Consider the following 11,880-nt stretch of genomic DNA (forward strand, 5'->3'; position numbering starts at 1 on the left):
TGCGGGAGCGAAATGTCTGACGGCGTCAGCGCATCTGCGCGGCCTGCTGCATCATCTCGTCGGTGGTCTTGATGATCTTGGAGTTCATCTCGTAGGCGCGCTGGGCGGAGATCAGGGTGGTGATCTCCTGCACGATGTTGACGTTCGACGTCTCCAGCGCGCCCTGCGTCACGCGGCCGAAGCCGGGGTTGCCAGGGTTGCCGGTCACCGACTGGCCCGACGCCGGGGTCTGCAGGAACAGGTTGTCGCCGACCGCTTCCAGGCCGGCCGCGTTGGCGAAGGTGGCGAGCTGGAGCTGGCCGGCGTTCTGCGTCTGCACCTGGCCGTCCAGCTTCACCAGCACCTCGCCCGACGGGTTGATGGCGACGTCCACGGCTTCCGCCGGGATGGTGATGTTGGGCTGCACCGGGTAGCCGTCGGCGGTGACGATGATGCCTTCCGGCGACAGCTTGAAGTTGCCGGCGCGGGTGTAGGCGGTGTCGCCGCTGGGCAGCGTCACCTGGAAATAGCCCGACCCGTTGACCGCCAGGTCCAGCTTGTTGTCGGTGACCGTCAGGTTGCCCTGTTCCAGCACGCGGGCGACCGCGGCGACGCGCACGCCCGCACCCACCTGCACGCCGGTCGGCACGATGGTGCCGGCGTCCGACGAGGTGGAGCCGATGCGGCGGAAGTTCTGGTACAGCAGGTCCTGGAACTCGGCGCGCTGCTTCTTGAAGCCGGTCGTCGTCGCGTTGGCGATGTTGTTGGAAATGGTTTCGACGTTCAGCTGCTGGGCGATCATGCCGGTGGCGCCGATGGCGAGGCTGCGCATGGTCCGTGCTCCTAAAACTCGTTCGGTCAGGCTGTCGGATCGATCCGTTGGATCAGACCGTGCGGCCCAGCTTCTGGATGGCGTTGCGGATGCGTTCGTGCTCGTTCTCGATCATCCGCTGGTTCGACTGGTACTGGCGCTGGATGTCGATCATCGCCGTCATCTCGACCACCGGCTTCACGTTGGAATTCTCAAGCATTCCCTGTGCCACTTTCGTGTCCGCCGGGGCCGGCTGCGGCTCCTCGTCGCTGACGTACAGGCCGGACCCGACCTCGGTCATCAGCTGCTCGTTCTTGAAGGTCACGATGTTCAGCTTGCCCACCGGGCCCAGCTCCGTCGCGACCGTGCCGTCGCCGCTGACCTTGATGTCGCGGGTGCCTTCCGGGATGGTGATCGGCTGGCCATTGTCGGCCAGCACCGGCAAGCCGCCGCCATCCACCACCTGCCGCTGGTCGTTCAGCTGGAAGTTGCCGGCCCGCGTGTAGCGGGGGCCGTTCGCCGTATCGACCGTGAAGTAGCCGTGACCGGTCAGCGCGACGTCCAGCGGGTTGCCGGTCTGCGTCAGGCCGCCGGTGGCGAGGTCGCGCACCACGGCGCGGTCCTGCACGAAGCTGACCTGCTCGTGCATGCCCGGCCGCTCCAGGAACTCCGTGAACAGCATGCGCTGCTGCTTGAAGCCCGTGGTGTTCATGTTCGCGATGTTGTTCGAAATCACGTCCAGCTGACGGCGCAGGGTCATCTGGCGCGACAGGGCGACGTAAGTCGGGGTTTCCATCGGCGACCTCACCTCATCTCGGGCCGGCGGGCCTTCCCGGCCGGCGTTTGAGGCATTGCACGGCGCGTGCCAACCGTACCGGTACGCCCTTGGGGCTGGAGTCCTGGCGTGCGCCGTCCTTTCGGCGCCGCCGCGGCAGCGCCTGCCGGGCAATTCCTGCCGCGGGGTCGGAAAGCCCTGCCGGTGGGCGCCGGGCAAAAGGATCCCGGTCCCGCGACGCCGGAACGGCGTGCGGGGGCTCCAAGCCTTCATCCGCCGAGGGCGGAGAGGGTGGTATCGGGTGCGAAAAGCGTGGATCAGGGGCGTGGTGCCTGCGCGGTCCTCCGGCTGGAATCGGTTCTCCGCCGCAGCCCCAATCAAGTTTCGTGCCGAAGCACAGGTTGCCGCACGGTCACAGGCTCGCCCAGTCGTTGTAAGGCTTTGTTAACTATCCGAAAGATAGGGTGTCACATGCCGGTAAAGCCGCCGGCAAGGCCATCCACCGCCACCGCTCGCGCTTAGGACTCCATGACCGCGCACGCTGAAGACGACGCCGGCGATGTTTCGACCGATGGCCTGCCGCGCAAGAAGTTCAGCGGCAAGAAGCTGGTCCTGTTCATCGTCCTTCCGCTCGTGCTGCTGATCGGCGCGGGTGCGGGCGTGTATTTCAGCGGCCTTCTCGACAGCCTGCTCGGCAAGAAGGAAGAACACGCGGAGCATCCGGCGGAACCTGCCCAGCCGGACCCGCACGCGGCCCCGGTCTTCTACGACCTGCCGGACATGCTGGTGAACCTGAACAGCAGCGGCAAGCGTCCCGCCTTCCTGAAGATCAAGATCTCCATCCAGCTGACCAAGGGGGAGGACCAGCCGGCGGTGGAGCATGTCCTGCCGCGCATCATCGACAACTTCCAGGTGTATCTGCGCGAACTGCGGCTGGAGGACCTGAAGGGGTCGGCCGGCATGTACCGCCTGCGCCAGGAACTGCTGATGCGCATCAACGCCGCCACCTTCCCGACGAAGGTGAAGGACGTTCTGTTCAAGGAAATGCTGGTCCAGTAGGCGGGGCGGCGGGGACGACGGATGAGCAACACCGAAGAACTCAGCGAAGAGGAACGGCTTGCCGCCGAATGGGCCGCCCTCGCCGAAGACAGCGGCGACATGGCCGACATGGGCGACATGGGCGGCGGTGGGGGCTCGACGCGCGTCCTGAACCAGGACGAGATCGACAGCCTGCTGGGCTTCGACCAGGGCGGAGCCGGGGACGGCGACAACTCCGGCATCATGGCGCTGGTCAACTCGGCGCTGGTCAACTACGAACGCCTGCCCATGCTGGAGGTGGTCTTCGACCGCCTCGTCCGCATGATGTCCACGTCGTTGCGCAACTTCACCTCCGATAACGTCGAGGTCAGCCTCGACCAGATCTCGTCGGTGCGCTTCGGCGACTACCTGAACTCCATCCCGCTGCCGGCCATGCTCTCCGTCTTCAAGGCGGAGGAATGGGACAACTACGGCCTGATGGTCGTGGACTCCGCGCTGATCTATTCCATCGTGGACGTGCTGCTCGGCGGCCGGCGCGGCACCGCGGCGATGCGCATCGAGGGCCGCCCCTACACGACCATCGAGCGCAACCTCGTGGAGCGCATGGTCCATGTGGTGCTGTCCGACCTGTCCGCCGCCTTCGACCCGCTGTCGCCGGTCACCTTCCGCTTCGACCGGCTGGAGACGAACCCGCGCTTCGCGACCATCGCCCGCCCGGCCAACGCGGCGGTGCTGGTCAAGCTGCGCATCGACATGGAGGATCGCGGCGGCCGGCTGGAGCTGATGATCCCCTATGCCACCCTCGAACCCGTCCGTGAGCTTTTGCTCCAGATGTTCATGGGTGAGAAGTTCGGCCGCGACTCCATCTGGGAAACCCACCTGGCGTCAGAGCTGCTGGTCACCGACGTTGACTTGGCCGCGGTGCTGGACGAGGTGACGATGACGCTGCACGACGTGCTGAATTGGCGGGTCGGCACGCGCATCCTCTTGAACGCGACGCCCGACGGCGCGATCGAGCTGCGCTGCGGCGACGTGTCCATGTTCCAGGGGCGGATGGGGCGCAAGGGCGGCCACATCGCCGTGCGCATCGAACGGGAATTGCCCAAGCAGGAGGTCATGCGGCTATGAGTCCGATCATCACGATCATCCTCGATCTGGTGATCGTCGGGCTTCTGGCCGCGACCATCGCCTACGCGATCATCCTCAACAAGCAGATCATCCGCCTGCGCGAGAGCCGTGGCGAGATGAACGACCTGATCCAGGGCCTGAACGAGGCGATGGGCCGGGCGGAGACGGGCGTGCGCGGCCTGAAGAAGACCGCCCACGACACCGGCGAGGATTTGCAGCGCACGGTCGCCAAGGCCCAGACCCTGCGCGACGAGCTGGAATTCATGATCGAGGCGGCCGACGCGCTGGCCAACCGCCTGGGCGCCGTCGCCGGCGACCGGCAGAAGCCGGGCGGTGTCCCGCAGCGTCCTGCCGCCGGCCGGCCCGGCCTGTCCGTCCGCCCGACGATGGCCCCACGGCCGCTGATCGAGGATGACCACGACGACCACGAGGAGGACCACGACGACGGCCCCCTCGGCGGTCCGCTGGGCGGGCATCTGGGCAATGGACTTTCCTTGCGCGGGGAACCGCTGCGCGCCGACCCGCCGATGCGGCGGCCGGCGCCGCCGGCCGAACCGCGCGATCCCATCGTGCGCGAGGGCGAGAGCCTGTCGCGCGCCGAGCGTGAACTGCTGCAGGCGATCGAGAACGCCGGCAAGGGGGTCGGATGAGCGACGCATCCTCCGCAAAGGGCAGGCCCGCCGCCTTGGGCGCGGGAGCCGCCGACGAGAAGGTGGTGATCCGCCCGGCCGGCGCGGTCCCGACCGGCGTGCGGCCGGGGCCGTCGGTGACGTCCCAGGGCGGCGCCCCCCAAGGCGCCGCTGCCGCCACAAGCAGAACGGCCGCCCAAACCGCGGCGAAGCCGGCTGCCAAGGGGAAGCCGAAGGCGAAATCCAAGGCGAAGGCCCGCAAGCCCGCGGTGCCGCGCCGGCCGTTGTCCGAACGGCTGCGGGAGCGGATGCGCGGGCTGCGCTTCCGTTTGCTGCCGCTGACCATCTTCGTCGCCGTCCTGATGCTGGGTGTGCGGGTCGGCGACCTGTGGCGCGTCGCCACGCGCGAGGCGCGGCTTCCCGACTTCCCGGCGACCTTGGCGCAGGGGCAGGGAACCGTGGCGCCCTCGCTCCAGATCGCCGCCAACACGCCGAAGACCAACCCGCCGCCCGCAGCCCCGTCGCCCGGCGGCTCCAGCGGCGGCCCGGCGCCGTCCGCGGCCCCGCCGCCGGACAACGCGGCGCTGGGTCCAGTGAAGAATGAGGAACTGCTCCAGCACTTCGCCGAGCGCCGCGCGGAGATCGAGAAGCGCACCAAGGAGATCGAGCAGCGCGAGGCGCTCCTGAACGCCGCGGAGAAGCGGATCGACCAGAAGGTCCAGGAGATGGAGAAGGTCCGCGGCGACATCCAGAAGCTGATGCGCCAGGGCGACGAGAAGCAGGCGGCGCAGCTGGAAAGCCTCGTGAAGATTTACGAGACGATGAAGCCCAAAGAGGCCGCGCGCATCTTCGAGGAGCTGGACATGTCCGTGCTGCTCGGCGTGATCGAGCGCATGAAGGAAACCAAGACGGCCCCCATCCTGGCCGCCATGGATCCGGTGAAGGCCAAGGAAGTCACCTCCGCCCTGGTGGAACGGCGCGGCCTGCCGTCGGCCCCGACGAAGTGAACCGGTTCGATCCTCCGGTCTGAACATTTGGTCGCAGCTTGTGCCGTAAAGTGCCGAATTGTTTCGGCTTAACGGCGTGTTAACCGTCCGAAACTAGGTTAAATCAGGCTGACAAAGCTCCGAGTCGGCGGCTGCTGCGCAAGGGCGCGACGTTGGGTCATTCCAGCGTCGGCGGGCCGTGCCTGGACCATGCCGACGGACCCGAATGGAACGCCGGCCCGACCAGATATCGGAACCCACATGCCCCCGACCGTCTCCTTCTCGCTCGCCGAACAGAAGCATCTGCGCCAGCAGATCGACGCCGCCCACGCCGAAGCGGCCCAGCCGCTGTCGCGCGAGGAGGTGACGGACATCGTCCGCTCCATCCTGTCCACCATGGACGGGGATATTTCCGTCACGGACCTGCGCCTCTACAAGGAGGTGGTGGACCTCGCCCGGTTCATCGAGAACGCCAAGGGTGAACTGGCAGCGCTCCAGCCCGCGGAGATCCGCGACCAGCACATCCCCAACGCGACGGATGAGCTGGACGCCGTGGTTGGGGCGACGGAGCAGGCGACCTTCGCCATCTTCGACGCCTGTGACGCCATCTCCGGCATCGCCGGCCAGATCGAGGCGGAACAGGGGGCGAAGCTCACCGACCAGGTCACCAAGATCTTCGAGGCCTGCAACTTCCAGGACATCACCGGCCAGCGCATCTCCAAGGTCGTGCGCACGCTGAAGCACATCGAATCGAAGGTCGACATGATCGTCGCCGCCTTCGGCGACGAGGTGCGCCAAAATCATACGCCGGGCCACACGCGGCCAGCCGCCGCCGCCGTGCCGCACGCCGACCCGGCACCGAACTTCGCCACCGACCGACCGGCCGATGACCCGGAAGCGGTGCTGCTGCACGGCCCGCAGAAGACCAGTGCCGCCATGGACCAGGACGAGATCGACCGCCTGCTGGCGAGCTTCGACTAGTCCATGGCAGCGCCCGGCCACAGACATCTCGCCACGACCAATCGTCCTGGGTCGAGCAGCCGGCCGAACCCGAACAACGGCAGCATCGTCCTTCTGCTGTCCTTGTTCCTGCTGCTTCTCGTGTTCTTCATCGTTCTAAACGCCCAGTCGGTGCAGACCACCCACCGTGTCCGCACCGTCCTGGGATCGCTGGAGCGCAGCTTCCAGGCCTTCTTCATCGACCCTCGTCTGCGCGAACGGACCGACCCCGTGGCGTCGCGCGCCGGCACGGTCTTCGCCGTGCAGCGGCTGGAAGGCGTGGGCAACCTGTTCGCCACCGCGGTCGCCGTGGCGAAGGTGGAGGCGGTGACCCCCGGCCGTCTGCTGGAGGTGCGCCTGCCGGCGGACGAGCTGTTCGTGCCCGGCACCGCCGACCTGCGGCCGGACCGCCAGGGACTGATCGACCGCGTTGCGGCAAGCTTGCTGGAGTCCCGCCCCGGCGAGCGGATCGAGCTGGATGCGCTGCTGGCCATCGGCACCACCTCCGTGCCCAGCCAGCCGCCCGGCCCTGTGGTGCGCGCCGGCGCGCTTGTCCGCGCCCTGGTCGCCGACGGCGCCCCGGCCGGATCGGTGACGGTGGGCATCGAACGCGGCGACCCTGGCGCCGTCCGCCTGCTGTTCAGCCTGCGTTTGGCCGACGAGCCGCGCGGGGAGGGGCGTCGATGATTCGCCTGCCGAAGCTCCCCAAGGCCGAGGACAAGAGCGGGGGGCACAACCGCACGATCTGGCTGATCAGCTTCACCGACCTGATGTCGTTGCTGCTGGCCTTCTTCGTGCTGATGTATTCCATGAGCGAGCCGGAGGCGCAGCGCTGGACCGGCCTGTCGAAGTCGCTGTCGTCGGCCCGCTCCACCGCCACCAGCCCGTCCGGCGCCGCGCCGGAGCCGAAGGCGGCCTTCAACGCCGCGACGGTGGAAACGCAGTCCGCGATGAACCTCGACTATCTCGGCGCGCTGCTGCGGACCCAGACAGGCACCAACGAGGACTTGGCGTCCGTGGAAGTGCGGCGCGAGGACGATCGCGTGGTGATAGGCCTTCCGGGCAGTCTCATGTTCGACGCGTCCGGGGTTACCTTTACGGATCAGGGGCGCCGCGTGCTGTATCTCCTGGGCGCGGCGGTCGGCCGGATCGGCAACCGCATCGAGGTGGTCGGCCACGCCGAGCGCGAGGACCAGGCCGACGGGCGGGCCTGGGAGCGGGCGCTGACCCGCTCGGTCGCCATCGCGGCGGCCCTGCGCGAGACGGGGTATAAGCGCGACCTCGTGGCACGCGGGGTGATGGCGGCGTCCCCGACCTCGACGGGCGGGGCGCGGGTCGACATCGTCGTGCGCGACGAGGCCGAAGGTTAGGGTGTAGTATCAGGGGCGAAGGGGCAGGTTTATGGGTGGTGGTCCGGCATACCGGCGGTGGCTGTGCGGCTTTGTGGCCGCCACGGCTTTGCTCGCCGTCACGCCGGCCGTGCAGGCGGTGGAACGGGCAGTGGATGTGCCGGTGCGCGCCGCCGCGCACAAGACCTTCGGGCGCGTCGTCTTCGATTGGCCGCAGCAGGTCGGCTACAGCGCGACCCTGGAGGGCGACGCGCTGGTCGTCACCTTCGACCAGCCGATCAACGCCGCGCTGGACCGCGCGGTGTCGGCGCTGCCCGCCTATCTGTCTGGCGTGCGCATCGGCGGCGACGGCAAGTCCGTCACCTTCGACCTGAAGCGCCCCGTCGCGCTGAAGAGTTTCCGCAACGGCAACGCCGTCGCCCTCGACCTGACCCCCGCCACCGAATCCAAGACCGCCGAGTCCAAGACCCAGGCCGCGAAAGGCGACCCCGCGAAGACCGAGCCTCCGGCCCCGACCCAGGTGGAGTTGCAGGCGCAGCTCGGTGGCTCGTCCGCATCCCCAGCGGCGGGAAAGGAACCCACGGGATCCGCGGCGGCGCCGTCTGGCGGCAAGGTGGCGGTGCGCGCCGCCGACACGCCGGCCGAGAGCCGCATGACCTTCACCTGGCCGGGCAATGTGGATTACAAGGTCCAGCGCGAGGGTTCCGCCGTCACCGTGCTGTTCGACCGCGCCGGAACCTTGGACCTCGCGCCGCTCGCCAAGGCCAAGCTGCGCAACATCGATACTGTGGAGCAGTACCGGCAGCCGAACGGCGCGCTGGCCGTCACCTTCGCCGCTCCGCAGGACGCTGAGATCAGGGATTCCAAATCCGGCAAGGCGGTCACGCTCAACGTGCTGAACGCCGGCACGCGCAAGGCGGCACCAGCCGAGGGCACGCCCACGGCGGCCCGCCCGGACCAGCCGTCGCAGCAGGCCGCCTCGCCGGCCGTCGCGCCGCCCGGCGCCACGACCACGACGGTGCGCCCGCAGCCCGCCAACACCCCGTCGGCCAACACCCCGTCGGCCAACGCGCCCACCGCCCCCGCGCCGACCGCACCCCCGCCGCCCAAGGAAGCGCCGAGCCTCGCCTCGGCCACGTCCGGTGCCGCCGCGACTGGGGCCAACGCCGCGGTGGCGACCAAGCCCGCGCCCGCCGTCGCATCGCCCGCCCCCGCGCCTGCCCAGGGTCCCACGCTCGTGTTCGACGCGGGCGGTCCAGCCTCCATCGCCGTCTATCCGCGCGCTGGCCACCTGTACGTCGTCTTCGACAAGCCGCTGCCGATCGGGGCCGGCAAGGCGCTCGGCGGCGGGACGGAGATGCTGGGGGCCATCGAGCCAGTGCCGGCCACCGGCGGCAGCGCCTTCCGCACCCGGATCGGCCAGATGATCTGGCCGAACATCGAACGCCAGGGGACGATGTGGCGGATCACGCCGACGACGCGCCTGACCGGCACGCCGCCCTTTGAACTGCGCATCGACCCGGAGCCGGACTTCCTGCTCGGCGCGCGGCTCGTGGTGCGGGCGGGGGATGCCGCCTCGGTGGTGACCATCTCCGACCCCGACGTCGGCGACCGTTTGCAGATCGTGCCGCTGCCGGTGCCGGGGAACGCCATTCCCGAAGCGCACCGCTACCCCGACCTGGAGGTCCTGCCGTCCTACCAGGGCGTCGTGGTGCGGCCGGTCGCCGACAACGTCACTGTCCGCCCGGTCAAGGAGGGCGTGGAGCTGACGACGGCCGGCGGCCTGCACCTGTCGCCCATGGCCGACACCGGCACGCGCCCCGGCGGCTCCTCGTCTTCCCCGCCGACTCAGATGGCCGCGGCTCCGCAGGCCCAGGCGCCCTCGCCGGGCGGCGCCTCGCCGCGCGCGCTCACACCGCCGTCCGATCCCAAGCCGTCGCCGTCCGGCCGGCGCCTGTTCGACCTGCCGGCTTGGCGGAAGGGCGACCTCGACCACTTCACCGACAGCCGGCAGGAGCTTCAGCTCGCCATCGTCAACGCCCCGGATTCGGACCGGCCGAAGGCGCAGCTCGACCTCGCGCGCTTCTACTTCGCCAACGGCTTCGGGCAGGAGGCGCTGGGGCTGATGGAGGTCCTGCTCCAGAACCAGCCGGACCTGGAGGGCTGGCCGGAATTCCGCGCCCTGCGTGGGGCGGCTCGCGTGCTGGCCGGTGACGACGACGGAGCGGCAGAGGATCTGGGCCACCCGACGCTCGCCAACAACAGCGAGGCCGCCCTGTGGCGCGCCGCCATCGCCGCCGACCGGGCCGATTGGCCCACGGCCCAGGCCGGCTTCAAGGCGGCGGCGCCGATCCTGAATTCCTACCCCGACCCGATTCTGACCAAGCTGGCGGCCCGCGCGGCCGAGGCGGCGCTGGAAACGCGCGACGCCCCCTTCGCCAAGCGCCTGCTCGACCGCATCGTGGAGCGCGGCGGCGCCGACACGGAGGAGCGGCCGGACATCCAGTATCTCCGCGGCCAACTCCTCGCCCAGACCGGCGAGACCGACCGCGCGGTGGAGCAGCTGAACGCCGCGTTCAACAGCCTCGACCGCTTCTACCGGACCAAGGCCGGGCTCGCGCTGGTGAACCTGCAGTTGGCGGAAGGTCGCATGTCGCCGCCCGCCGCGGCCGAGCAGCTGGCCGGCCTGACCTTCACATGGCGCGGCGACGACCTGGAGATGAAGGTACGCCAACGCATGGGCGAGGTGCTGATCGCCGCCGGTCAGTTCGCCGACGGCTTCAACGCCATGAAGGAAACCGCCGCGCTGGTTGCCGACACACCGCGCGCCGAGGCCATCACGCGCGAGATGTCGCGCGTCTTCGCCGACCTCTACAAGGACGGGGCGCAGCGCCTGCCGACCATCGACGCGCTCCAGCTCTACGACCAGTTCCGCGAGCTGACCCCGGTGGGGGAGGCCGGCGACGAGGTGATCCGGCAGTTGGCCGAGCGGCTGATCTCCGTGGATCTGCTGAACCGCGCCGCCGACCTGTTGCAGCATCAGGTCGAATACCGCCTCGCCGGGCAGGACAAGGCCCGTGTCGGCACGCGGCTGGCCTCCGTGCGGTTGCTCGACAACAAGCCGGACGACGCGCTGAAGGCGCTGGAGCTGTCCAACGTCCCGAACATCCCGCCCGACCTCGCGGCGGAGCGCCGCCTGATGCAGGCCAAGGCTCTGGCCGAACTTGGCCGGGGGGACGAGGCGCTGCTGTTGCTTGCCCAGGACGACAGCAAGCCCGCCAACCTGCTGCGGGTGGACATCGCCTGGCGCGGCCAGAAGTGGGAGGCGGCGGCCTTCGCGCTCAACAAGATCATCGGCGCGCCGCCGTCCGGCAACCAGCCGCTCGACCCGTCCACCTCGCAACTCGTGCTGAACCGCGCGGTGGCGCTGGCGCTGGCCGGCGACGGCACGGGCCTGAACCTGCTGCGCAAGGATTTCGGCGTCGCCATGGCCGCCGGCCCGGACGCCGACGCCTTCCGCGTCCTGACCCGGCCGGAGCAGGCGCTCGGCCTGATCGACGTGAACACCGTCCGCTCGCGCGTGGCGGAGGTGGACGTCTTCCAGAAGTTCCTGAAGAACTACAAGGGCAAGCAGAGCGCCGCGATCAATTGAAGCCCGGACGGGATCCGACTTTCGTGATTCGACCGAAGGCTGAAACGCTTCCGTCCTTGCAACGCTGTACGCGCGTTGCCCGCGGAGACAGGCTCCCACCGCCTGAGTGCAGTTCGTAGTTCGTAGGTTGGGTAGAGCCGCAGGCGCAACCCGACATCGTTTGCCCTGCGGCCTGTGTTGGGTTGCGCTGCGCTCCACCCAACCTACGTGCCCGTGGCCTCTCACCGCTTCTTCTTTCCCCGGCCGGACGCGTGGCCGTCCATGAACTCCGGGGATTTGCGGGCAACCCAGCGGACGAAGGACGCGATCTCCGGATGGGTCCGCAGGCTCTCCACGGTGTGATAATGGTCGCGCAGGTCCTGCTCGGTCAGCACCGCGTGGATCTTGGCGTGGCAGATGCGGTGCATGGTCACCGTCGCGCGCCCGCCATAGGTGCGGGGCACCAGATGGTGTTCGTTCAGGCTCGGCCCCGGCACCATGGGCCGGCCGCAGAGCGGGCAGGGGGGCAGATACGGCTCGGCAACGGGCATGCGG

At 69.2% G+C, this 11,880-nt stretch carries 11 protein-coding genes; 8 read left to right on the forward strand and 3 right to left on the reverse strand.

The annotated features are described in order from the left end of the window. Nucleotides 1-25: 25 nt before the first annotated feature. Together flgG and flgF are read right to left on the reverse strand one after the other, a co-directional pair. Nucleotides 26-811, reverse strand: coding sequence for a flagellar basal-body rod protein FlgG (gene flgG / locus M2351_RS04685; RefSeq protein WP_264654972.1), 786 nt, complete (start codon nucleotides 809-811; stop codon nucleotides 26-28). A gap of 52 nt (nucleotides 812-863) precedes the next feature. Next, complete coding sequence (flgF, locus tag M2351_RS04690; RefSeq protein ID WP_264654973.1) at nucleotides 864-1,586, reverse strand: flagellar basal-body rod protein FlgF; 723 nt, start codon at nucleotides 1,584-1,586, stop codon at nucleotides 864-866. Between the two features lie 507 nt (nucleotides 1,587-2,093). Here flgF and M2351_RS04695 point away from each other — a divergent pair. The 8 genes from M2351_RS04695 (at nucleotide 2,094) to M2351_RS04730 (ending at nucleotide 11,346) form a co-directional block, all read left to right on the forward strand. Then, nucleotides 2,094-2,624: a flagellar basal body-associated FliL family protein gene (locus M2351_RS04695; protein WP_264654974.1), complete on the forward strand. Its 531-nt coding sequence runs from the start codon at nucleotides 2,094-2,096 to the stop codon at nucleotides 2,622-2,624. A 21-nt stretch (nucleotides 2,625-2,645) separates the two neighbouring features. After that, the gene (gene fliM / locus M2351_RS04700; protein ID WP_264654975.1) at nucleotides 2,646-3,731 is read left to right on the forward strand and encodes a flagellar motor switch protein FliM; all 1,086 of its coding nucleotides are present in this window, start codon (nucleotides 2,646-2,648) and stop codon (nucleotides 3,729-3,731) included. Then, nucleotides 3,728-4,381, forward strand: a complete 654-nt coding sequence (locus tag M2351_RS04705; protein ID WP_264654976.1) for a DUF6468 domain-containing protein — start codon at nucleotides 3,728-3,730, stop codon at nucleotides 4,379-4,381. The genes fliM and M2351_RS04705 overlap by 4 nt, the downstream gene beginning before the upstream one ends. Beyond that, nucleotides 4,378-5,367 (forward strand): MotE family protein, encoded by a 990-nt coding sequence (locus M2351_RS04710; RefSeq protein WP_264654977.1) that lies wholly within the window; start codon nucleotides 4,378-4,380, stop codon nucleotides 5,365-5,367. The genes M2351_RS04705 and M2351_RS04710 overlap by 4 nt, the downstream gene beginning before the upstream one ends. A gap of 240 nt (nucleotides 5,368-5,607) precedes the next feature. After that, complete coding sequence (locus M2351_RS04715) at nucleotides 5,608-6,327, forward strand: protein phosphatase CheZ (RefSeq protein ID WP_264654978.1); 720 nt, start codon at nucleotides 5,608-5,610, stop codon at nucleotides 6,325-6,327. Nucleotides 6,328-6,330: 3 nt separating this feature from the next. Further along, complete coding sequence (locus M2351_RS04720) at nucleotides 6,331-7,032, forward strand: hypothetical protein (protein ID WP_264654979.1); 702 nt, start codon at nucleotides 6,331-6,333, stop codon at nucleotides 7,030-7,032. Continuing rightward, entirely contained in the window at nucleotides 7,029-7,715 is a 687-nt protein-coding gene (locus M2351_RS04725; protein WP_264654980.1) for an OmpA/MotB family protein, read from the forward strand. The genes M2351_RS04720 and M2351_RS04725 overlap by 4 nt, the downstream gene beginning before the upstream one ends. Nucleotides 7,716-7,746: 31 nt before the next feature. Then, on the forward strand, nucleotides 7,747-11,346 hold the full coding sequence (locus M2351_RS04730; RefSeq protein WP_264654981.1) for a tetratricopeptide repeat protein: 3,600 nt from the start codon (nucleotides 7,747-7,749) through the stop codon (nucleotides 11,344-11,346). Nucleotides 11,347-11,567: 221 nt separating this feature from the next. Here the strand turns inward: M2351_RS04730 and M2351_RS04735 are convergent, their stop codons facing one another. Next, nucleotides 11,568-11,876 (reverse strand): HNH endonuclease, encoded by a 309-nt coding sequence (locus M2351_RS04735; protein WP_264654982.1) that lies wholly within the window; start codon nucleotides 11,874-11,876, stop codon nucleotides 11,568-11,570. Nucleotides 11,877-11,880 lie beyond the last annotated feature (4 nt).

The organism is Azospirillum canadense, assembly GCF_025961225.1.
Lineage (GTDB): Bacteria > Pseudomonadota > Alphaproteobacteria > Azospirillales > Azospirillaceae > Azospirillum > Azospirillum canadense.

What these genes read in the sequence shown, in the direction of transcription:
- flgG (WP_264654972.1), bottom strand. Translation starts at nt 811, where the DNA reads ATGCGCAGCCTCGCCATCGGCGCCACCGGCATGATCGCCCAGCAGCTG.
- flgF (WP_264654973.1), bottom strand. Translation starts at nt 1,586, where the DNA reads ATGGAAACCCCGACTTACGTCGCCCTGTCGCGCCAGATGACCCTGCGC.
- M2351_RS04695 (WP_264654974.1), top strand. Translation starts at nt 2,094, where the DNA reads ATGACCGCGCACGCTGAAGACGACGCCGGCGATGTTTCGACCGATGGC.
- fliM (WP_264654975.1), top strand. Translation starts at nt 2,646, where the DNA reads ATGAGCAACACCGAAGAACTCAGCGAAGAGGAACGGCTTGCCGCCGAA.
- M2351_RS04705 (WP_264654976.1), top strand. Translation starts at nt 3,728, where the DNA reads ATGAGTCCGATCATCACGATCATCCTCGATCTGGTGATCGTCGGGCTT.
- M2351_RS04710 (WP_264654977.1), top strand. Translation starts at nt 4,378, where the DNA reads ATGAGCGACGCATCCTCCGCAAAGGGCAGGCCCGCCGCCTTGGGCGCG.
- M2351_RS04715 (WP_264654978.1), top strand. Translation starts at nt 5,608, where the DNA reads ATGCCCCCGACCGTCTCCTTCTCGCTCGCCGAACAGAAGCATCTGCGC.
- M2351_RS04720 (WP_264654979.1), top strand. Translation starts at nt 6,331, where the DNA reads ATGGCAGCGCCCGGCCACAGACATCTCGCCACGACCAATCGTCCTGGG.
- M2351_RS04725 (WP_264654980.1), top strand. Translation starts at nt 7,029, where the DNA reads ATGATTCGCCTGCCGAAGCTCCCCAAGGCCGAGGACAAGAGCGGGGGG.
- M2351_RS04730 (WP_264654981.1), top strand. Translation starts at nt 7,747, where the DNA reads ATGGGTGGTGGTCCGGCATACCGGCGGTGGCTGTGCGGCTTTGTGGCC.
- M2351_RS04735 (WP_264654982.1), bottom strand. Translation starts at nt 11,876, where the DNA reads ATGCCCGTTGCCGAGCCGTATCTGCCCCCCTGCCCGCTCTGCGGCCGG.